This window comes from Streptomyces sp. NPDC047917 (assembly GCF_043204345.1).
Classification (GTDB): domain Bacteria; phylum Actinomycetota; class Actinomycetes; order Streptomycetales; family Streptomycetaceae; genus Streptomyces; species Streptomyces sanglieri.
Genome location: NZ_JBIDCA010000015.1, coordinates 23,212 through 43,629 on the forward strand (window position 1 = coordinate 23,212; position 20,418 = coordinate 43,629).

18 protein-coding genes are annotated in these 20,418 nt (G+C 70.7%); 8 read left to right on the plus strand and 10 right to left on the minus strand.

Annotation, left to right across the window (positions count from 1 at the left end; all coding sequences use genetic code 11):
* Window positions 1-42: 42 nt before the first annotated feature.
* Entirely contained in the window at window positions 43-258 is a 216-nt protein-coding gene (locus ACGF8B_RS32725) for a hypothetical protein (protein WP_392745719.1), read from the plus strand.
* 338 nt (window positions 259-596) lie between these two features.
* Here the strand turns inward: ACGF8B_RS32725 and ACGF8B_RS32730 are convergent, their stop codons facing one another.
* On the minus strand, window positions 597-1,550 hold the full coding sequence (locus tag ACGF8B_RS32730; protein WP_392745721.1) for a LysR family transcriptional regulator: 954 nt from the start codon (window positions 1,548-1,550) through the stop codon (window positions 597-599).
* 62 nt (window positions 1,551-1,612) lie between these two features.
* Here ACGF8B_RS32730 and ACGF8B_RS32735 point away from each other — a divergent pair, with 62 nt between their 5' ends.
* The 4 genes from ACGF8B_RS32735 to ACGF8B_RS32750 all read left to right on the plus strand — a co-directional run bounded on the left by ACGF8B_RS32735 (window position 1,613) and on the right by ACGF8B_RS32750 (window position 5,048).
* Window positions 1,613-2,956 (plus strand): MFS transporter, encoded by a 1,344-nt coding sequence (locus ACGF8B_RS32735; protein ID WP_392745722.1) that lies wholly within the window; start codon window positions 1,613-1,615, stop codon window positions 2,954-2,956.
* Window positions 2,957-3,041: 85 nt separating this feature from the next.
* Window positions 3,042-3,758 carry a L,D-transpeptidase family protein gene (locus ACGF8B_RS32740; RefSeq protein WP_266913041.1) on the plus strand — a complete coding sequence of 239 codons (717 nt, stop codon included), beginning with the start codon at window positions 3,042-3,044 and terminating at the stop codon, window positions 3,756-3,758.
* A gap of 106 nt (window positions 3,759-3,864) precedes the next feature.
* Window positions 3,865-4,872, plus strand: a complete 1,008-nt coding sequence (locus ACGF8B_RS32745) for a sigma-70 family RNA polymerase sigma factor (protein WP_392745724.1) — start codon at window positions 3,865-3,867, stop codon at window positions 4,870-4,872.
* Window positions 4,869-5,048 (plus strand): hypothetical protein, encoded by a 180-nt coding sequence (locus ACGF8B_RS32750; protein WP_392745725.1) that lies wholly within the window; start codon window positions 4,869-4,871, stop codon window positions 5,046-5,048. Before ACGF8B_RS32745 ends, ACGF8B_RS32750 begins: the two co-directional genes overlap by 4 nt.
* 33 nt (window positions 5,049-5,081) lie before the next feature.
* Here the strand turns inward: ACGF8B_RS32750 and ACGF8B_RS32755 are convergent, their stop codons facing one another.
* Window positions 5,082-5,504: an STAS domain-containing protein gene (locus ACGF8B_RS32755; RefSeq protein WP_392745727.1), complete on the minus strand. Its 423-nt coding sequence runs from the start codon at window positions 5,502-5,504 to the stop codon at window positions 5,082-5,084.
* Between the two features lie 300 nt (window positions 5,505-5,804).
* On the opposite strand from ACGF8B_RS32755, the gene ACGF8B_RS32760 reads away from it, so the two are divergent.
* Entirely contained in the window at window positions 5,805-9,092 is a 3,288-nt protein-coding gene (locus ACGF8B_RS32760; RefSeq protein ID WP_392745933.1) for a S8 family serine peptidase, read from the plus strand.
* Between the two features lie 89 nt (window positions 9,093-9,181).
* Here ACGF8B_RS32760 and ACGF8B_RS32765 read toward each other — a convergent pair whose 3' ends face one another.
* The 8 genes from ACGF8B_RS32765 to ACGF8B_RS32800 form a co-directional block, all read right to left on the minus strand.
* Window positions 9,182-9,772 carry a Uma2 family endonuclease gene (locus ACGF8B_RS32765; RefSeq protein WP_392745729.1) on the minus strand — a complete coding sequence of 197 codons (591 nt, stop codon included), beginning with the start codon at window positions 9,770-9,772 and terminating at the stop codon, window positions 9,182-9,184.
* 111 nt (window positions 9,773-9,883) lie between these two features.
* Entirely contained in the window at window positions 9,884-11,161 is a 1,278-nt protein-coding gene (locus ACGF8B_RS32770) for a thymidine phosphorylase (protein WP_392745730.1), read from the minus strand.
* A 112-nt stretch (window positions 11,162-11,273) separates the two neighbouring features.
* Window positions 11,274-11,672, minus strand: coding sequence for a cytidine deaminase (locus ACGF8B_RS32775; protein ID WP_392745731.1), 399 nt, complete (start codon window positions 11,670-11,672; stop codon window positions 11,274-11,276).
* Complete coding sequence (locus tag ACGF8B_RS32780) at window positions 11,669-12,958, minus strand: ABC transporter permease (RefSeq protein ID WP_392745733.1); 1,290 nt, start codon at window positions 12,956-12,958, stop codon at window positions 11,669-11,671. The genes ACGF8B_RS32775 and ACGF8B_RS32780 overlap by 4 nt, the downstream gene beginning before the upstream one ends.
* Window positions 12,955-14,073 (minus strand): ABC transporter permease, encoded by a 1,119-nt coding sequence (locus tag ACGF8B_RS32785; protein ID WP_392745734.1) that lies wholly within the window; start codon window positions 14,071-14,073, stop codon window positions 12,955-12,957. The genes ACGF8B_RS32780 and ACGF8B_RS32785 overlap by 4 nt, the downstream gene beginning before the upstream one ends.
* Window positions 14,070-15,662 (minus strand): ABC transporter ATP-binding protein, encoded by a 1,593-nt coding sequence (locus ACGF8B_RS32790; RefSeq protein ID WP_392745735.1) that lies wholly within the window; start codon window positions 15,660-15,662, stop codon window positions 14,070-14,072. Before ACGF8B_RS32790 ends, ACGF8B_RS32785 begins: the two co-directional genes overlap by 4 nt.
* A gap of 248 nt (window positions 15,663-15,910) precedes the next feature.
* Complete coding sequence (locus tag ACGF8B_RS32795) at window positions 15,911-16,951, minus strand: BMP family protein (protein ID WP_384761340.1); 1,041 nt, start codon at window positions 16,949-16,951, stop codon at window positions 15,911-15,913.
* 138 nt (window positions 16,952-17,089) lie between these two features.
* A complete protein-coding gene (locus tag ACGF8B_RS32800; RefSeq protein WP_392745935.1) occupies window positions 17,090-18,319 on the minus strand; it encodes an amidohydrolase in 1,230 nt (409 codons plus the stop codon).
* Between the two features lie 535 nt (window positions 18,320-18,854).
* Here ACGF8B_RS32800 and ACGF8B_RS32805 point away from each other — a divergent pair.
* Both ACGF8B_RS32805 and ACGF8B_RS32810 read left to right on the plus strand, forming a co-directional pair.
* Window positions 18,855-19,829: an ArsR/SmtB family transcription factor gene (locus ACGF8B_RS32805; RefSeq protein WP_392745736.1), complete on the plus strand. Its 975-nt coding sequence runs from the start codon at window positions 18,855-18,857 to the stop codon at window positions 19,827-19,829.
* 160 nt (window positions 19,830-19,989) lie between these two features.
* Window positions 19,990-20,367: a peptidase inhibitor family I36 protein gene (locus ACGF8B_RS32810; RefSeq protein ID WP_392745737.1), complete on the plus strand. Its 378-nt coding sequence runs from the start codon at window positions 19,990-19,992 to the stop codon at window positions 20,365-20,367.
* The last annotated feature ends 51 nt before the right edge of the window (window positions 20,368-20,418 follow it).

The window sequence follows — 20,418 nt, forward strand, 5'->3', positions numbered from 1 at the left end:
CCATGCTCTGTCTGTCCGCAACACGCAGGCAGAGGAGAGCTCGTGACCACCCCTGTGCCCACTGCTGAGACCGATCTGCCAGATCCCGCGACGTTGTCCGGCGCGCAGCAGCGCGGCGTGCACTGCGTCTGGTGTTCCGTCGCACTGGCCAACGGCACGGCACATGATCTCGGCCCCCGTCACGTCGATGCCCACGGCACCTCGGCCCTGTGGTTTCCCCGCTGCTGCCCCTCCTGCCGGAAAGGCCAAGAACAGTGATCACCCTGACGAAACCGCAGCCGGCCGATGCCGCATACCGCCTGCTCCTGGGCCACACCACAGCCTGCGCCACCTGCCGCGCCGGCGCGGCCTGCGCACCGGCAGCCCGGTTGCGCCGTGCCTGGCGGGAGGCCCGCTCGTGAGCGTCTGTGTCGACTGCGGCCGCGTCATCCTCGGCGAGGCCGTGACCGGCGCGCCCGGCGACTCGATGTCCGGCGCCCGCCCCGACCTCCGCGCCCACCCACCACGCTCACCGGAGTGCCGGCCGCGCGAGCGGTCGCGGGCGGTGCTGCGCCGCAAGCTCGACGCGTCGGAGGGCCGCGGCGAAGGGAGCCCGGTCAGTCCGGCAGCAGGTGGCCCCGGCGGGAGAGCAGGAAGCGTTTGAAGGCGGCGACCGGTGGGGTGTCGGGGTGGCCGTCCAGCCAGGCGACGCCGATCTCGCGGGCCGCCCTGGGGGCCGTGACCGTCAGTTCCACGACGCCGGGGCGGGCCACCGCGGGCGGTGGGAGCAGGGCCACGCCGAGGCCGGCCGCGACCAGGCCGCGCAGGGTCTCCGCCTCCTCGCCCTCGAAGGCGACCCTGGGTGTGAAGCCCGCCTCGGCGCACAGGTCGTCGGTGATCCGCCGCAGGCCGTAGCCCGGTTCGAGGGTGACGAACTTTTCGTCGGCGGCCTCCGCGAGGCGGATGCGGCGGCGGGTGGCGAGGCGGTGGTCCTCGGGGACGACGAGGCGCAGGCGCTGTTCGTCCAGGCGGCGGGCGACGAGGTCGGGGGCGTCGGGGACCGGTGAGGTGAGGCAGAGGTCGAGGCCGCCGGCCCGGAGGCGTTCGATCATCGCCTCGCCGTAGTTCTGCACGAGCTGGAAGCGGACCCGGGGATGGTCGGCGCGGAAGGCGCGCAGCAGGGCGGGGACGGTTTCCGAGCCCATGGTGTGGAGGAAGCCGAAGGCGACCTTGCCGGTGGCCGGGTCGGCGTCGGCCTGTACCGATTCGGCGGCCTTCTCGACCTCGGCGAGGGCCCGCTCGGCTGAGCCCAGGAAGGTGCGGCCCGCCGGGGTGAGCGAGACGGTACGGCCCTTGCGGGCGAACAGCGCGACACCCAGGTCCTGTTCGAGCCTGACCATCGCCCGCGACAGCGTCGACTGCGGTACGCCGAGCTCCTGCGCGGCACGCGTGACGTGCTCGTGGCGGGCCACCGCCTCGAAGTGGGCCAGTCGCGGCGCCAGCACGGCGCGAATGTCTTCTTCGTAACTACTGGGTGACAGCCGGGGCTGTGAGCTGCGTTCATGCGCCATGGGATTGATTATCGCGACTTCGTGCATTGGACGCATGAAACCGGAGAGCCTACGTTCGAAGCATGCCTCCTGCCAGTACCGGGGCGTCCACGCTCGCCGTGGCCGCCTCGTCCCAGCCGTCCCCCGTCGCCGCCCCCACCGCCCCGGCCGCCGCTGCTCCTGAGCGGCTCGAACCGGGCCGCCCCGGCTACCGCCGGATGAGCTTCGCGCTCTTCGCCGCGGGTGTCGCGACGTTCGCACTTCTCTACTCCACCCAGGCCCTGCTGCCCGCCGTCTCCGCCTCCTTCGGCGCCACGGCCGGGCAGGCGAGCTGGACGGTGTCCGCCGCGACGGGCGCACTGGCGCTGTGCGTGCTGCCGATGAGCGCGCTGTCCGAGCGGTTCGGGCGGCGGCAGATGATGACCGCCTCGCTGGTGGTCGCGGTGATGGTCGGGCTGCTCGTCCCGTTCGCGCCCTCGCTCGGCTGGCTGATCGCACTGCGCGCCGTCCAGGGCGCCGCGCTCGCCGGTCTGCCCGCCTCCGCGATGGCGTACCTGGCCGAGGAGGTGCGGCCGAAGGCGCTGGTCGCGGCGATCGGACTGTTCGTGGCCGGCAACAGCATCGGTGGCATGAGCGGCCGCATCCTCACCGGCTGGATCGCCCAGCTCTGGGGCTGGCGCGCGGCGCTCGGCGCGGTCGGCCTGCTGGCCGTGGCCTGTGCGGTGGTCTTCCACCTCATGATCCCCCGGGCACGGAACTTCACCCCGGGGACGCTCAACCCGAAGGCCCTCGCGAAGACCGTCGGCGGGCACCTCGCCGATCCGCTGCTGCGCAGGCTGTACGCGATCGGCGCGCTGTTCATGACGGTGTTCGGCGCGGTCTACACGGTGATCGGCTACCGGCTCGTCGAGGCGCCGTTCAACCTCCCGCAGGGCGTCGTCGGTTCGATCTTCCTCGTCTATCTGGTCGGTACGGTCTCCTCCGCGGCGGCGGGGAAGCTCGTCGCCCGGCTGGGGCGCCGGGGCGCGCTGTACCTCGCCGTCTCCACCACGGCCGCCGGTCTGCTGCTCTCGCTGGCCGACCAGCTGGCCGCCGTACTCCTCGGTCTGGTCCTGATCACGGCGGGCTTCTTCGCCGGGCACGCGGTCGCCTCCTCGTCCGTGAGCCGTACCGCGACGAAGGGCCGCGCCCAGGCGTCGGCGCTCTACCAGTCCGCGTACTACCTGGGCTCCAGCGCGGGCGGCACGCTGGGCGCGGTCGCCTTCCACGCCGGGGGCTGGGCCGGCACCGTCTCGCTGGGACTGCTCGCGGTCCTCGGCGTCGTCTCGATCACGCTGTACGGGACGCGGGCCGCCCGCGCCGAGCGGCGCCGGCAGGTGCCGGTGGTGTCCGTACAGCACCGGGGCATGGCCTCCGTACAGAACTGAGACATACGGCGCACAACCATCCACTCCCCGACGCGCGTCTAGCAGGCGGAAACACCTCAGGGCGCGCGAAGGGGAGTTGGCGTACATGAGAGTCGCGGGGAACATACGGGGAGCACGGCTGCGGCGCGGGCTCGCGATGTCGGTCGCGGGGCTGACCGCGGTACCGGCGCTGGTGCTGGCCACCGGCGGGTCGGCGCAGGCGGCGTCCTGCACGACGTCCACCGGGCCGTACCAGAAGCAGGTCGAGAAGTATCTGAAGCGGCCGGTGGACGGCAAGCAGTCGGCTGCCGACTGCAAGGCGATCAGGTCGTTCCAGAGCACCTACGGGGTCACCCCCACCATCGGGTACGCGGGTCCGGTCACCTGGCGCACGATGAAGACGCTCACCGCCCAGAAGGCGGCCGGCAAGAACCCGAACAAGGACAAGAAGTGCCCCACCAACAAGGGGCGCATCGCGTGCGTGGACCTGACCCGGCAGCTGAGCTGGATCCAGGACGGCAGCAAGCTGAAGTTCGGGCCCGTGCCGGTGCGGACCGGGCGGGACAAGTACGAGACCCGCACCGGGGCGAAGAAGATCTACTGGCGGCACATCAACCACGTCTCGTCGATCTACCACGTGTCGATGCCGTACTCCCAGTTCTTCGACGGGGGCCAGGCGTTCCACGCGGTGGGCGTGAAGATGTGGAACCCGCCGGGGTCGCACGGCTGCGTCAACATGCGTACCGCCGACGCCAAGTCGTACTGGAATCTGCTGAAGAACGGCGACGACGTGTACGTGTACGGGCGCAAGCCCGGAACGTGACCGGAATCCGGGCGGCTTGGGCACTTCCCGCCCCCGTTGTCAGTGGCCTGCGGTAGCTTCCGGAGTGCCGAAGTGAGCGGTGTCACAGCGCAACAGGGGTGGAGCGATGGGTGATCTGACAGCGACGACGGACATCGACAGCCGTCTGGAGGGACACCGGGTCGAGCTGACCGGTTACTGCTACCGGATGCTCGGCTCGGCCTTCGAGGCGGAGGACGCGGTACAGGACACGCTGGTGCGTGCCTGGCGCAACTTCGACAAGTTCGAGGGCCGTTCCTCGCTGCGTTCCTGGTTGTACCGCATCGCCACCAACGTCTGCCTGGACATGCTGAACGCGGGCAACAAGCGGGCCCGTCCGGTCGACCTGACGGGCCCGACCCCGCTCGCCCAGGCGGCGCTCAACCCCCTGCCGGAGAACACCTGGCTGGAGCCGATGCCGGACGGCCGCATCCTGCCGACGGTGGCCGACCCGGCGGAGGCCGCCGTGGCGCGGGAGTCGGTGCGCCTGGCGTTCGTCGCCGCGCTCCAGCATCTGCCGCCCAAGCAGCGCGCCGTGCTGATCCTGCGCGAGGTACTGGCCTGGAAGGCGAGCGAGGTCGCCGAGCTGCTCGACACCTCGGTCGCCTCGGTCAACAGCGCCCTCCAGCGGGCCCGGGCCACCCTCACCGAGCACGAGGGCAGGCCCGCCGACGCCGCGAATCCGCTCGACGAGGAGCAGCGCAAGCTTCTTGAGCGGTACGTGGCGGCCTTCGAGGGCTACGACATGGCGGCGCTGACCGCGCTGCTCCATGAGGACGCCGTGATGACCATGCCGCCGTTCGACCTCTGGCTCCAGGGGCACGACGACATCACCGGCTTCATGCTCTCCATCGGCGCGGGCTGCGCGGGCTCCCGCCTGGTGGCCACGTCGGCGAACGGCACCCCGGCGTTCGCGCACTACAAGCCGAATCCGGACGGGCCCGGGTTCGTGCCGTGGGCGGTGCAGGTCATCGACATCTCGGACGGGGTCATAACCGGGATGCACTGCTTCCTGGACACGCCGCGCTGGTTCCCGCTCTTCGGCCTGCCGGACCGTCTCGACGACGATTCGACGGTGGACGAATCGGCGGTGTGAGACCGGACGTGAGGCGCGGCGTACGGAACGGGCTGGTGGCCGGCTGGGTGGTACTGGCGGCCGGTGGCTGGGTGCTCAGCCAGTGGATGGGCGAGCCCTCCGCCACCGACGGTCCGGCGCCCGGGGCGGCCCGGCCCACCGGTCCCGGTGGAGAGCCGGGGCGAAGCGGGCCGTGAGGCTCGGGGGCTTCCCCCGGTCTGCGCCTTCGGTCACCCCGGGGCCGGGCCCGGCCGCCGTTCCGGCACCGGCGCGGTACCGGCCCCGCCCTCTACGTCCTCCCCCGTCCCGTACCCCAGGTCCACCACATCGGCCAGCCCCACCAGATCCAGCAGGCTCCGCAGCTCGGGTGGCACATTGCGCAGCCGCAGTCTCCGGCCGCCCGCCCGGCGTGCGACGAGCCCCAGCCGCGCCACCGCCTCGACCAGGGCCAGGTCCGCGCGTACGACCCCGCCCACGTCGCAGTCCACCCCGGCGCCCGGGTCACGGGCGGTGCCGTCGGGGCCGTACAGCAGCGTCTCCAGCTCGGCGCAGAGTCCCGGTACCACGTCCCTGGTGACGCGGCCGGTGACGACGAGAACGATCGGGGTCATGGCTTCCACATCAGGGAGACCGGTCCGGCGGCCGAAACTCATCGCTGCCCGGTTCCGCGCTTCCCCCGGAGGCCGCAGGACACCGGCACCCCGTGCGGTTCCGGACGGCCCGGACCGATGACCTTGCGTCAACTCCCGTTATTTGTGCGGCTCCTGTGAACCCGGTCATTCGATTCCCCCTCTAGGTACATGAACCGGCCGGTGCGGCGTCCCCGCCGCACCGACTGACCAGCGGTCCTTCGAGGGCCGCCCGATTCTCCAGGGGGAGAGTTGCGCAAACACGTGAGAAACGCGTGTGTTTCGACCGTCGCCGCGGCAGCCGCCGTGGCACTCGCGGCCGGGATGACCACCCCGGCCGTCGCACAGCCCGACACCGCCCAGCCGTCCGGCACCGGGGCCAGGACCCAGTGGCCCCCGGCCCAGAACCGGCTGACGCTGATCACCGGTGACCTGGTCACCATGGACGCCAAGGGCCGGGTGACGGGTTTCCGGGCCGCCGAGGGCCGCGAGCACATACCCGTGCAGCGCCAGATACACGACGGCCACACCCTGCTCGTCCCCGCCGACGCGAGCCGGCTGATCAACTCGGGGAAGCTGGACCGCCGGCTGTTCGACGTCACCGAGCTGAACCGTGCGGAGAACCGCCGGGCCCAGAAGTCGGGCCTGAAGCTGATCGTCTCCTACCGGGGCGCGCAGGCCGGCGCCGCGAAGGCCGAGGTCCGCGAGGCCGGTTCCACCCGGGTCGCCCGGACCCTGAAGACGCTGAACGCCGAGTCGGTGATCACCCCGCAGCGCGACGCCCGGGACATCTGGCAGGCGCTCACCAGCAAGGCGGCGCACAGCGCCCAGCGCACCACCGCCGCCGGGATCGACCGGGTCTGGCTGGACGGCGTGCGCCGGGCGAGCCTCGACAAGAGCGTCCCGCAGATCGGTACCCCGGCCGCCTGGAAGGCCGGCTACACCGGCAAGGGCGTCAAGATCGCCGTCCTGGACACCGGTGTGGACGCCACCCACCCCGACCTCAAGGGCCAGATCCTCGGCAGCAAGAACTTCACCGCCTCGCCCGACGTCAAGGACCGGGTCGGTCACGGCACCCATGTCTCGTCGATCGCGGCCGGCACCGGAGCCAAGTCGGGCGGCAAGTTCAAGGGCGTGGCCCCGGACGCCAAGCTGCTGGAAGGCAAGGTGCTCGACGACGACGGTTTCGGCGACGACTCCGGCATCCTGGCCGGCATGGAGTGGGCGGTCGCGCAGGGTGCCGACATCGTCAACCTGAGCCTCGGCGGCAGCGACACCCCCGAGGTGGACCCGCTCGAAGCGGCGGTCAACAAGCTGTCGGCCGACAAGGGCGTCCTGTTCGCCATCGCGGCGGGCAACGAGGGCCCCGGCTCCGGCACCGTCGGCTCCCCCGGCAGCGCGGACGCCGCGCTGACCGTCGGCGCCGTCGACGACAAGGACGAGCTGGCCGAATTCTCCAGCCGTGGCCCGCGCATCGGCGACAGCGCGATCAAGCCCGATGTCACCGCCCCCGGCGTGGACATCACGGCGGCGGCCGCCCCCGGTTCCGCCATCGACCAGGAGGTCGGCCAGAACCCGCCGGGCTACCTGACGATCTCCGGTACGTCGATGGCGACCCCGCACGTCGCGGGCGCCGCGGCGCTCCTCAAGCAGCAGCACCCCGAGTGGAAGTACGCCGAGCTCAAGGGGGCGCTGGCGGCCTCGACCAAGCCGGGCGCGTACACCCCGTTCGAGCAGGGCACGGGACGGATCGCGGTGGACCGGGCGATCGCGCAGACCGTCGTCGCCGAGCCGGTCTCGGTGGGCTTCGGGCTGCAGCAGTGGCCGCACACCGACGACACCCCGGTCACCAAGAAGGTGACGTACCGCAACCTGGGCACGACCGATGTCACCCTCGACCTCGCGGTCACGGCCACCGGCCCGAAGGGCAAGCCCGCCCCGGCCGGTTTCTTCACCCTCGGGGCCGACAAGGTGACCGTCCCGGCGGGCGGCACCGCGCAAGTACCGCTGACCGTGAACACCAGGCTCGGTGGCACGGCCGACGGCATCTACTCCGCGTACGTCGTCGGGACCGGCGGCGGCCAGAGCGTCCGCACGGCGGCCGCGGTCGACCGCGAGATCGAGTCGTACGACCTCACCGTCAAGACCATCGGACGGGACGGCAAGCCGGCCGAGTTCGTCGATTCCAACCTCTACGGGCTCACGGGCTCGGCGGTCGGCCAGTGGCTCTCGCCGACGAGCACCGGCGGCACGGCGAAGGTCCGCGTCCCCGCCGGCGGTTACACGCTCAACACGGGCGTCACCGTCGACCCCGAGGACTACGCCAAGGGCACCGACTGGCTGTCCCGGCCGAAGCTGGACATCGACAAGAACCTCAGCCTGACGCTGGACGCGCGCAAGGCGAAGCCGGTGAAGTTCACCCTGCCCGCCGCCGGCACAACACCCCTGATGGCCACGACCGAGCTCCAGTACGCCTCCGAGGACAACCCCTACGGGTACGGCTGGCTCCTCGACTCGTACAAGAACTTCCGCACCGCGCACTTCGGCCCGAAGGTCACCGACGGCTCGCTCTCCCAGAACTGGGTCGGCAGCTGGATCAAGGGCACCTCGACCCGGTACGACATCGCGACCGGCGGTCCGGTGACCGGGGCGGCCACCGGCTACGAGCGGAAGTACACCACCGGCCAGCTGGCCAAGGTCAGCCTCTCCCTCGGCTCGCCCGCCAAGGGCAAGACCGGTGAGGTCGCCCCGTCGGGCATGCTGCCCGGCGCGGACGGCGGCTGGTCGGCCTGGTCCCCGCACAAGATCCCCGGCGCTGTCACCGCCTATGTCTCCACCGCCGACAAGGTGCGGTGGAGCTTCGACTTCAGCCAGGACGGCCCGGTCGACGAGGACGGCTACCCGGTGACCGAGGCGCTGTACTCCATCGCCCCGCAGTCCCTGAAGGCCGGCAAGTCCTACACGAAGAAGGTCAACACCGCGGTGTTCGGCCCCGCGGTCACCTCCCGTCTCGGTGTCCTGCGCGACGGTGACAACATCGTCGGCGTGCTGCCGCTGGTGGCCGACGGACGCGGCAACACCGGTGACTCCGCGTACAGTTCGGTCAAGACCGTCCTGTACCGCAACGGCAAGAAGCTCGTGCAGAACGAGGACCCGCTGTCGGGCGCGGTCCCGATGGCCGTGCCGTCCGGCGCCGCCGACTACCGGCTGACGACCTCGGTGCGGCGCAGCACCAAGCTCTCCCCGGTCTCCACCCGGATCGACGCGAGCTGGACCTTCCGCTCCAAGCACACCACCGCCCCGGCCATGCTCCCGGTCTCCACGGTGCGGTTCACGCCCAACGTCACCCTCGACAGCAGGGTCACGGCCGGCCGGACCGCCTCCGTGCCCGTGACCGTGCAGGGTGCCGCCGCCGGCAAGAACCTCAAGTCGCTGACGGTGTACGTCAGTTACGACGCCGGCAAGACCTGGAAGAAGTCCGCGGTCAAGGCGGGCAAGCTCTCCGTGAAGAACCCGGCCAAGGGGAAGTCCATCTCCTACCGGGCGAACGTCACGGACAAGCAGGGCAACAAGTCGTCGGTGTCGATCTACAACGCGTACTTCGGCAAGTGAACGGCACGTCGGTGAGCCGGTAGGCGCACCGACCGCGTGACAGCGGCCCGCCGGGGAGGTTCCCTCCGTCCCGGCGGGCCGCTCCCGTCTCAACTCACCGGAAACACCCCGGTGTCCAGGACCAGCCCGAACGGCTCGGGCAGCGTCAGCTTCTCCCCGTACTCGACCGTGTCCAGCACCCGGTAGGTGCCGCCGTCGGATTCCCCGTAGAGCGTGGCGGTGGGGCGGCCCGAGTGCCACGGGTCGAGCAGCAGGAACAGCTCGACTCCGGCCTTCGCGTAGCCGTGCACCTTGCCGATGCGGTCGTGGTTGGCGTTGGCCTGCGAGGTGATCTCGACGACGAGCCGGGCCTCTTCGGCCGGGATGCGGTTGCCCGGTCCGGTCGCCACCGCACGGGGCACGACGACGAGATCGGGGATGTAGAGCCCGGCCCGCCCCGGTACGGAGACGCCGAGGGTCCGGTAGATCCCCCAGTCCTCCGGGATCACGGTGTAGAGCCTGCGCTGCAACAGCGCGGCAGTGGTGTTGTGGTCCTTGGACGGCGGTGGCTCCACGGTGCCGATCCCCTCGATGATCTCCACCTTGCAGCCCTCGGGCGCGTCCGTCTCCTCCCAGATCCGGACGAGGTCGTCCCACTCCTGGCCGTGGCCGGGGGCGGGGTCGACGGTGAGTGCGCTCATGGCGGTCTCCTCGTATCGGTGCGTCACCTCGGTGCGTCACCGAGTCCAGCATGCCGAACGGGACCGGCGGCGGTCCGCCGGTCCCGTTCACCCGTACGAGAAAACCGCAGGTCAGGCGATACGTTCCCGCACCACGGGGGTGGCGGTGAACGACGTGCCCGCCGGGGCGATGTCGTAGGCGTCGGGCAGGGCCTTCAGGGCGTAGTCGAACTTCTCGGGGGTGTCGGTGTGCAGCGTCAGTAGGGGCTGGCCGGCCGTGACCGTGTCGCCCGGCTTGGCGTGCAGTTCGACGCCCGCGCCGGCCTGGACCGGGTCCTCCTTGCGGGCCCGGCCCGCGCCGAGGCGCCAGGCGGCGACGCCGATGTCGTAGGCGTCCAGGCGGGTCAGTACGCCGCTGGAGGGGGCCGTGACCACGTGCTGTTCGCGGGCGACCGGGAGCGGGGCGTCCACGTCGCCGCCCTGGGCGGAGATCATCCGGCGCCAGACGTCCATCGCGGAGCCGTCGGCGAGGGCCTTCTCCGGGTCGGCGTCCTTGAGACCGGCCGCGTCCAGCATCTCGCGGGCCAGGGCGAGGGTGAGGTCGACGACGTCCCTGGGGCCGCCGCCGGCCAGCACCTCGACCGATTCACGGACCTCCAGGGCGTTGCCCGCGGTGAGGCCGAGCGGGGTGGCCATGTCGGTGAGCAGGGCGACCGTGCGCACTCCGCTGTCGGTGCCCAGCGCGACCATGGTGGAGGCCAGCTCGCGGGCGTCCTCGATGGTCTTCATGAAGGCGCCGGAGCCGACCTTGACGTCCAGGACGAGCGCGCCGGTGCCCTCGGCGATCTTCTTGGACATGATGGAGCTGGCGATCAGCGGGATCGCCTCGACGGTGCCGGTGACGTCGCGCAGCGCGTACAGCTTCTTGTCGGCGGGGGCGAGCCCGTCACCGGCGGCACAGATCACGGCGCCGGTGGTGTCCAGGACGCTGAGCATCTCCTCGTTGGAGATGTGTGCCCGCCAGCCGGGGATGGACTCCAGCTTGTCGAGGGTGCCGCCGGTGTGGCCGAGGCCCCGGCCGCTGAGCTGCGGCACGGCGGCGCCGCAGGCGGCGACCAGCGGGGCGAGCGGCAGGGTGATCTTGTCGCCGACGCCGCCGGTGGAGTGCTTGTCGGTGGTGGGGCGGGAGAGCGACGCGAAGTCCATCCGCTCGCCGGAGGCGATCATCGCGGCGGTCCAGCGGGCGATCTCCGTGCGGTTCATGCCGTTCAGCAGGATCGCCATGGCCAGCGCGGACATCTGCTCGTCGGCGACCTCGCCGCGGGTGTACGCGTCGATGACCCAGTCGATCTGCTCGGGGGTCAGCTCGCCTCGGTCCCGCTTGGTGCGGATGACGGAGATGGCGTCCATGTCCTGGAATTCCTTCCGGCCGGTGCGTACGCAGGAGTCCCGAATGACTCTACGCGCATAGAGGGTGGAAACGGGGGTGGCCCTCCCGACGTGCGGGAGGGCCACCGGAGTTCTACTTCAGATGGTTCGGGCCGAATGCCTGCGGCAGCATCTCGTCGAGCGTGCGCAGCCCGTCCGGCGTCTCCAGGACGAGCTCGGGGCCGCCGAACTCGTACAGCAGCTGCCGGCACCTGCCGCACGGCACCAGGATCTCGCCCGCCCCGTCCACGCAGGTGAAGTGGGTCAGCCGGCCGCCGCCGGTGGCGTGGAGCTGGGAGACCAGGCCGCACTCGGCGCACAGCCCGATGCCGTACGAGGCGTTCTCGACGTTGCAGCCGGAGACCGTACGGCCGTCGTCCACCAGCGCCGCGGCGCCGACCGGATAGTGCGAGTACGGAACATACGCGCGGGTCATCATGGACCGTGCGGCGCTCCGCAGCGCCGCCCAGTCGACCTCCGCGGCGGCCGTCACTTGCCCTGGCCCTTCCGGTAGCGCATGCCGTCCGCCTTGGGCATCCGCAGCCGCTGGGCGGAGAGCGAGAGGACGAGCAGCGTGACGATGTACGGGGTGGCGCTCACGAACTCGGTGGGCACGGTGTCCGTACCGAGGTACCAGACCAGCACCGCCGCGGCGATGACCGCGCTGATCCCGCCCTGGACGAAGCTCTTGCGGTAGAGCTTCCAGGCCGCGAGCACGGCCAGCACGACCACGAGCAGCAGGAGCAGCGCGTGGACCGACTCGCCGCCGTTGCGCAGCTGGAGCGCGTCGGCGAAGCCGAACAGTCCGGCGCCCATGGCGAGCCCGCCGGGCCGCCAGTTGCCGAAGATCATCGCGGCGAGACCGATGTAACCGCGGCCGCCGGTCTGGCCCTCGTTGTAGATGTGCGAGGTGACCAGCGAGAGGAAGGCGCCGCCGAGGCCGGCCATGCCGCCGGAGACGATCACCGCGATGTACTTGTACGTGTAGACGTTCACGCCGAGCGATTCGGCGGCGACCGGGTTCTCGCCGCAGGAGCGCAGCCGCAGCCCGAACGAGGTCTTCCAGAGCACGAAGAACGTGAGGACGAACAGGACGATGGCCAGGATCGTCAGCAGCGACACGTTGGTGACCAGGCCGCCGAGGACGCCGGCCAGGTCGGAGACGAAGAACCAGTGGTGCTTCTCGATGGAGTGCAGCCAGTCGGAGAGGCCCGGGATCGTCACCGTGGTGATGTCGTCGGCCGGCGGGGACTGCTTCGGGCTGCCGCCCTTGGCCGCCGCCTCGCCCGAGTTGAACCAGAGCTTGGCGAAGTAGGTGGTGAAGCCGAGCGCCAGGATGTTGATGGCGATGCCGGAGATGATGTGGTCGACGCCGAAGGTGACGGTCGCGACCGCGTGCAGCAGCCCGCCGAGCATGCCGCCGACGACCCCGGCCAGTACGCCGAGCCACGGGTTGGTCTGCCAGCCGGCCCAGGCGCCGAAGAAGGTGCCCAGGATCATCATGCCTTCGAGGCCGATGTTGACCACACCGGCCCGCTCGGCCCAGAGGCCGCCGAGACCGGCGAGGCCGATCGGCACGGCCATCGCGAGGGCCGCGCTGATCTGGCCGGCGGAGGTGACGTCCTGGGCGCCGGTGATGGCACGCACGGCGGACAGCGCGAGCAGCACGCCCGCGATGATCAGCAGGACGACGGGGAAGGAGAGGCGGGTGCGGCCGCCCTTGCCGCCGGCGACCTCGGGGGCCGCGGGGGGCGGGGTGGAAGTCGCCGTGGCGCTCACGCCGACACCTCCTGCTGGTCGTTGTTACGGGCGGCGGCCTGTGCGGCGAGTTCCGCGCCGACCTTGCTCTGCTGGCGCTTGAGTCCGTAGCGGCGGACGACTTCGTAGGCGATGACGACGCACAGGACGATGACGCCCTGGATCACGCCGACGATCTCCTTGTCGTAGCCCTCGAATTCGAGCTTGCCGGTGCCTCGCTCCAGGAAGCCCCAGAGCAGGGCGCCGAGCGCGATGCCGACGGGGTGGTTGCGGCCGAGGAGGGCGATGGCGATGCCGGTGAAACCGATGCCGACCGGGAAGTCGCCGCTGTACTCGTAGCTGTCGTTGAGGAGGGTCGGCATGCCGATCAGACCGGCCACGGCGCCGGAGATGAGCATCGAGGTGATGACCATCTTCTTGACGTCGACGCCGCTGGCCTCGGCCGCGGAGCCGGACTGTCCGACGGTGCGCAGGTCGAAGCCGAAGCGGGTGCGCGAGAGCGTGAACCAGTAGGCGACGCCCGCGACGATCGCGACCACGATGAAGCCCCAGACGGGCGACGGGGTGGTCGGGAACTCGAAGAAGTGCGAGGACTCCGGGATCGGCTTGGTGGAGATCTTCGTGCCGGCCTCGTCGAGGTGGCCGAGCCGTCCCTGCTGGAGCAGATAGCCGATGATCGCGGTCGCGATGGCGTTCAGCATGATCGTCGAGACGACCTCGCTGACGCCGCGGGTGACCTTGAGGACACCGGCGATGCCGGCCCACATCGCGCCGACGATCATCGCGGTGAGGATGATCAGCGGGATCTGCAGGGCGCCGGGCAGCGTCAGCGCGCCGCCGACCGCGGCGGCGAAGAAGGCGGCGAGGCGGTACTGGCCGTCGACGCCGATGTTGAAGAGGTTCATCCGGAAGCCGACGGCCACCGCGAGACCCGCGAGGTAGTACGTCGTCGCCTTGTTGAGGATGTAGACCTGGCTGTCCGACTTCATCCCGTAGTCGAACATGATGCCGAAGGCGCTGAACGGCTCCTTGCCGGTGGCGGCCAGCACGAGTGCGGTCACCAGGAAGGCGACCACGATCGCGAGTACGGGGGCCGCGATCCCCAGGAGCAGCCGCTCCTTGTCGATCTTCTTCATCGGTCCTCTCCCCCGTTCCGGGGGTCGGTGTCGGTGCTGCCGGCACTCGCGGTGCCTTCGGCACCCGAGTCGTCCGGGGCTTCCAGGTGGCCGGAGGCCGCGCCCGTCATCGCCGAGCCGAGCTCCTCCGGGGTGATGGTCGCCGGGTCGGCGTCCGCGACCAGCCGGCCGCGGTACATGACGCGCAGGGTGTCGGAGAGCCCGATCAGCTCGTCCAGGTCGGCGGAGATCAGCAGCACCGCGAGACCCTCGCGGCGCGCCTCGCGGATCTGGTCCCAGATCTGCGCCTGCGCGCCGACGTCCACGCCCCGGGTCGGGTGCGCGGCGATCAGCAGCTTCGGGTCGTGGCTCATCTCGCGGCCGACGATCAGCTTCTGCTGGTTGCCGCCGGAGAGCGAGGCGGCGGTGACGTCGATGCCGGGGGTGCGCACGTCGTACTCGCGCACGATCCGCTCGGTGTCGGTGCGCGCGCCCTTGAGGTCGAGGAACGCGCCCTTGCTGTTGGGGCGTTCGGTGACGTGGCCGAGGATGCGGTTCTCCCAGAGCGGGGCCTCCAGCAGCAGCCCGTGCCGGTGGCGGTCCTCGGGGATGACCCCCATGCCGTCCTCACGGCGCTTGCGGGTCGGCGTGCGGGAGATGTCGGCGCCGTCCAGGGTGAGCACCCCGGCGTCGAGCTGGCGCATGCCCATGATGGCGTCGACCAGTTCGGACTGGCCGTTGCCCTCGACACCCGCGATACCGAGGACCTCGCCCTTGTGGATGGTGAAGCCGATGCCGTCGAGGACCGAACGCACCACGCCGTCCGGGTCGGTGGCGCTCAGCCGCAGCCCGTCGACGGTCAGCATCGGTACGTCGGTGACGGTCGACTCGCGGGTCTCCGGCGACGGGAGCTCGCTGCCGACCATCAGCTCGGCGAGCTGCTTGGTGGTGGTGTGCTCCGGGTCGGCGGTGCCCACCGTCGTACCGCGCCGGATGACGGTGATCTCGTCGGCGACCGACAGGACCTCGCCCAGCTTGTGCGAGATGAAGATGACGGTCAGGCCCTCGGCCTTGAGCTCGCGCAGGTTGTCGAAGAGCGCGTCGACCTCCTGCGGCACCAGGACGGCGGTCGGCTCGTCGAGGATCAGGGTGCGGGCGCCGCGGTAGAGGACCTTGAGGATCTCCACGCGCTGCCGGTCGGCGACGCCGAGGTCCTCGACCATGGCGTCCGGGCGGACCCCGAGACCGTACGAGTCGGAGATCTCCTTGATCTTCGCGCGGGCCCGGTCGCCGATGCCGTACAGCTTCTCGGAGCCGAGGACGACGTTCTCCAGGACGGTGAGGTAGTCGGCGAGCATGAAGTGCTGGTGCACCATGCCGATACCGCGCGCGATGGCGTCACCGGGGTTGTGGAACGAGACCTGCTCGCCGTCCACCGCGATGGTGCCCTCGTCCGGCTTCTGCATGCCGTAAAGGATCTTCATCAGAGTGGACTTGCCGGCGCCGTTCTCGCCGACGAGGGCGTGGACGGTGCCGCGGCGCACGGTGATGTCGATGTCGTGGTTGGCCACGACCCCGGGGAACCGCTTGGTGATGCCGCGGAGCTCCACGGCATGGGGACTGCTGGACGCGTTGATGGCGCACTCTCCTTGGCAGGAGCGGAGGGCGGAGGCGGTGGGAGCGTGAAAGGTATCGCGCCCGGCGGACGCTACGCGCGTAGCGCCACCGAATCGTTGGCCACCTGATGACAGGTGGCTGACCGTGTGCGTACGGCTACGGCACGTCGGCCGGCCCGGTACGTGAAATCGGGGCCCGAGTGAAGCCGAAGCGGCTCACCCGGGCCCCGATCGACGGTGGATCAGGTCGTGGTCTTGACCTTGATGGTGCCGTCGGCGATCTTCTTCTTCGCCTCGTCGAGCTTGGCCTGGATGTCCTTGATGTGGTCACCCGTGGTGGTCAGGCTGACGCCGTCCTTGGCCAGGGTGTACGTCTGCGTACCGGTCAGCGCCTTGCCGTCCTTGACGGACTTGACCAGGTCGTAGACACCGCCGTCGACGTTCTTCACGACCGAGGTCATGATCGTGTCCTTGTACTTCGACAGCGACGGGTCGAGGGCCTGGTCGGAGTCGACGCCGATGGACCAGGCGCCCTTCTTGCCCGCGACGGCCTCGATCGAACCGGCACCCGAACCGCCGGCGGCGGCGAAGATGACGTCGGCGCCCTTGTCGAGCATGCCCTTGGCGGCGTACGAGCCCTTGTCGGGGCTGCCGAAGCCGGACAGGTCCGAACCGGTGGACAGGTACTGGATCTGCACCTTGGCCTTCGGGTTCGTCTCCATGACGCCCTGCTGGAAGCCCGCGGCGAACTTCTTGATCAGCGGGAGGTCCACACCGCCGATGAAGCCGACCTGGCCGTCCTTCGACTTCAGCGCGGCGGCGACACCGGCGAGGTAGGAGCCCTGCTCCTCGGTGAAGACGATGCTGTCGACGTTCTTCGCGGTGGCGACCGAGTCGACCAGGCCGAAGTTCACCTTCGGGTACTTGGCGGCGATCTTGTCGACCGCGTCCTTGTACGCGAAACCGACCGCGACGACCGGGTTGTAGCCACCCTCGGCGAGCGACTCCAGGCGCTGCTCACGGTCGGCGGGGGTCTCACCGGTCTTGGCGGTGAGCTCCTTGGTCTCGGCACCGAACTCGGACTTGGCCTTGTCCAGACCACGCGCGGCGGAGTCGTTGAACGAGTTGTCGCCACGGCCGCCCACGTCGTAGGCCATGCCGATCTTCATCTTGCCCTTGTCGGAGCCGGAGCTCTCGGTGGACGACTCACCACACGCGGTGGCGGTGAACGCGAGGGCCGCAGTGACGGTACACGCAGCGGTGATCTTGGATACCCGGCGCAAGGGAAGGCTCCTTCAAACCTGACCGAAGCGCCTCTTCCGGCGCTGGTTTCGCGGCGATCGTAACGCGCGTAGATGTCAGATAAAGCCCTGTACGGAAGCCGTTATCGGATCGTCGCGAACCAGAGGTGACGTGTCCGGTCACGGATGGTTGCGGTCGAGCAACGCGGAGGCAGTGAACAGCTCCACGGCGACCGCGATCGCCTCCTCGTCGGCGTCGAAATCACCCCGATGCAGGTCGAGCCGGGCGGTGTCGCCCGGCGTACGGACCCCGAGCCGCGCCATGGCGCCGGGGACGTGTTCCAGGTACCAGGAGAAGTCCTCGCCGCCCAGGCTCTGTTCGGTGTCCTCGATCGCATACGAACCGCGGCGCGCGGTCATCGCCGTGGCGAGCAGATCGATCACCGCGGCGTCGTTGACGACCGGCGGGACGCCCCGTACGTAGTCGATCACCGTCTTGGCTCCGTACAGCCCGGCCACCTCGTCGATCGCGGCGTGCACCAGGTCGGGGGCGTCCCGCCAGGCGGCCAGATCCAGACAGCGGACGGTGCCCGACAGCTCGGCGTGCTGCGGGATCACATTGCAGGCGTGCCCGGACTCCAGCCGCCCCCAGGTGACGGCGAGGCCGGAACGGGCGTCGACCCGGCGGGCCAGCAGCGCGGGCACGTCGGTGGCGACCTTGGCGGCGGCGGTGACCAGGTCGGTGGTCAGGTGCGGGCGTGCGGTGTGGCCGCCAGGGCCGTCCAGGCTGACCTCCAGCCGGTCGCAGGCCGAGGTGATCGCCCCGACCCGCAGTCCGATCCGCCCCACGTCCACCTTCGGGTCGCAGTGCACCCCGATGATCCGCCCGACGCCCTCCAGCGCCCCGGACAGGATCGTGTCGGGCGCCCCGCCGGGCAGCACCTCCTCGGCCGGCTGGAAGATCAGCCGGACGGGGTTCGGGAGCAGCCCCTGCCGGTCGAGCCCGGCGAGCACCAGCCCGGCGCCGAGCACCGAGGCGGTGTGGATGTCGTGCCCGCAGGCGTGCGCCCGGTCGGGGACGGTGGAGCGGTACGGGACGCCGGCCTTGGTGTCCGGGATGGGCAGGGCGTCGATGTCCGCGCGCAGGGCGAGCATGGGCCGACTGGAGTCGTCGCGCGTGCCCACGTCGCAGATGAGCCCGGTTCCGGTGGCGAGCACCCGGGGTTCGAGACCGGCCTTCTCCAGCCGGGCCTTGATGGCCGCGGTGGTACGGAACTCCTGGTTGCCCAGCTCGGGGTGCATGTGCAGGTCGCGCCGGAACGCGATCAGCTCGGCACGCAGGGCCTCGGGCAGGGTGCCGGGGAGCGGTTCGTCGTGGGGCGTCGGCTCGGCGTCGGACTCGCGGGACATCAACTGGTTCACCTGGTGAAGGGTAAGGCCCTTCCCCCTTCAACTGACCATGAAACAAGAAAAGTTCAGCCACATAGACGAACAAAAGATGGTGTGACGGCGAGTGGCCCGTCAGGGGGATGGGTAAACTCCGCCGCCGTTTCGGGGCGTATGCCCGGACGGGATGCGGGCGCTTCCGGGCGCCCACCCGGACGGGATGCGGGCGCTTCCGGGCGCCCACCCGGACGGGATGCGGGGTGGCACCCGGGACGACACACCGGCCGGAACAGCACCGGCGAGATCGGCGGAAAACCACCCTTCCCCCGCCACCCCGCCTCGCAGTCGACCGGGCGGGCGGCGCCCCACCTGGGACGAAGCCGCCGCCCCGCGACCACAGGGACATGTCGGAACAGTCAGGATTCAGCCACTCCAGGACTCGCCCGGCACTCATCGCCTTTACCCTCCTTTGACTCGGCGAGGGGTGGTGGGGATCTTTTTTGTGCGGCCGCCTCGCCAGGGGGGAGAGGACCCGGCCCGCATCTCGGGGGACGCCAGAATGCTGCGTATTCACTTCACCACCGAAGACCTGGCCCGCATCCGGATCGCGAGGACACCCGATCCGCTGTGGGAGACCGCCTTCAGCCTCCACCGGCTCCAGAGCACTCGGGGCCGCTGGGCCTTCGCCGAGTGGCACCGTGCCGCCCGGCTGAAACTGATCGGTACACCGCTCGGCACCGCCGTCCGCAAGAGCCTGCTCCAAGTCCTGCCCCGGGCAAGCTACTTCCCGGATTTTCTCACTCCGCCGGAGGCCGAGGAGGGACTGGACGCCGGCTGCGCGGCGATCCTCGACACACCGCCGGACCGGGTCCGGCTGGAGGTGGAGACCCTGGACCGGATCGTCGGGGCTCCCGCCTGGGCGGCCCGGCTGACGGAACGGCAGCCGCGGGAGGAGCTGGTGAGCACCCTGCGCGCGTACCACGCGGCGGTGATCGCCCCGCACCACGACCGGATCCGGGCGAGGATCGACGGCGAGCGGGCGGTCCTGGGCCGGGCCGTCCTGAACGACGGTCTGAACGGCCTGCTGTCCGGTCTGAAGCCGGGCATGCACTGGCGGCCCCCGGTGCTGGAGGTCGACTACGCGGACGACCGCGACGTGTACCTGAACGGGCGCGGACTGCGTCTGGTCCCCTCGTACTTCTGCTGGCACCGGGCGGTCACCTTCGCCGATCCGGAGCTCGGGCCGGTCCTGCTGTACCCGCTGCACCGCACCAGGGCCCCCGGCTCCGAACTCCCCCGCGACGTCTCGCTCGGCGCGCTGCTCGGCCGGACCCGCGCCGCCGCCCTGCGCACCGTCGCCCTCGGCGCCACCACCTCGGAGCTGGCCCGCGCCCTGGGCGTCTCCCCGGCCACCGCCACCCACCACGCCTCCGTACTGCGCGACGCGGGGCTGATCAGCAGCAGGCGGTACGCGAACACGGTCCTGCACACGGTGACCCCGGCCGGAGCGGCGTTGCTGCGACCGCCCCGCTGAGCCTGCGGCCACCCGCTGAGCTGCCTCTTTGGAGCAGCGTCGAATGTCCTGTCGCAGCCGCGTACGGCTGCGCCATCGTGGTCGCACGACGACGGGCTGCCCGCCCGGGGGGAATGCCGGGGCGAGGGCGCGGCCCGGACGAAGGGGGCAACACATGCGCATGACCAGGAAGTTGGCGGCGGTCGCCGGCGGCATCGCACTGACAGGTGGCCTGCTGGCCGGGGGCGCGGGCGCTGCCGGCGCGGCGGAGGCCGCGCCGACCGCGGCGTCGGACTGCCCGTCGGGCTGGTACTGCGTCTGGTCCGGGGAGAACTACACCGGCAGGATGCAGAAGGTCGAGGGGAACAACGCGGACCTGACCGGGTTCTCCGTCTTCCAGGGCTTCAAGTCCCGGTACCAGCACGGCAAGAACTGTGACTTCAAGTGGTACTCGGAGAAGAACTACAAGGGCAGCAGCGGCGTCATCAAGCGGGGCGCCAAGCTGACCGGGTCCAGCACCCACTTCATCAAGTCCAACAAGTGGGTCAACTGCGTCTGACCCGCTGATCCGCTGATCCGCTGACCCACCGCTCCTGCCGCCCGCACACCG

What these genes read in the sequence shown, in the direction of transcription:
- ACGF8B_RS32805 (WP_392745736.1), top strand. Translation starts at nt 18,855, where the DNA reads ATGCTGCGTATTCACTTCACCACCGAAGACCTGGCCCGCATCCGGATC.
- ACGF8B_RS32745 (WP_392745724.1), top strand. Translation starts at nt 3,865, where the DNA reads ATGGGTGATCTGACAGCGACGACGGACATCGACAGCCGTCTGGAGGGA.
- ACGF8B_RS32800 (WP_392745935.1), bottom strand. Translation starts at nt 18,319, where the DNA reads ATGTCCCGCGAGTCCGACGCCGAGCCGACGCCCCACGACGAACCGCTC.
- ACGF8B_RS32765 (WP_392745729.1), bottom strand. Translation starts at nt 9,772, where the DNA reads ATGAGCGCACTCACCGTCGACCCCGCCCCCGGCCACGGCCAGGAGTGG.
- ACGF8B_RS32735 (WP_392745722.1), top strand. Translation starts at nt 1,613, where the DNA reads ATGCCTCCTGCCAGTACCGGGGCGTCCACGCTCGCCGTGGCCGCCTCG.
- ACGF8B_RS32810 (WP_392745737.1), top strand. Translation starts at nt 19,990, where the DNA reads ATGACCAGGAAGTTGGCGGCGGTCGCCGGCGGCATCGCACTGACAGGT.
- ACGF8B_RS32770 (WP_392745730.1), bottom strand. Translation starts at nt 11,161, where the DNA reads ATGGACGCCATCTCCGTCATCCGCACCAAGCGGGACCGAGGCGAGCTG.
- ACGF8B_RS32755 (WP_392745727.1), bottom strand. Translation starts at nt 5,504, where the DNA reads ATGAGTTTCGGCCGCCGGACCGGTCTCCCTGATGTGGAAGCCATGACC.
- ACGF8B_RS32785 (WP_392745734.1), bottom strand. Translation starts at nt 14,073, where the DNA reads ATGAAGAAGATCGACAAGGAGCGGCTGCTCCTGGGGATCGCGGCCCCC.
- ACGF8B_RS32730 (WP_392745721.1), bottom strand. Translation starts at nt 1,550, where the DNA reads ATGGCGCATGAACGCAGCTCACAGCCCCGGCTGTCACCCAGTAGTTAC.
- ACGF8B_RS32760 (WP_392745933.1), top strand. Translation starts at nt 5,805, where the DNA reads ATGACCACCCCGGCCGTCGCACAGCCCGACACCGCCCAGCCGTCCGGC.
- ACGF8B_RS32740 (WP_266913041.1), top strand. Translation starts at nt 3,042, where the DNA reads ATGAGAGTCGCGGGGAACATACGGGGAGCACGGCTGCGGCGCGGGCTC.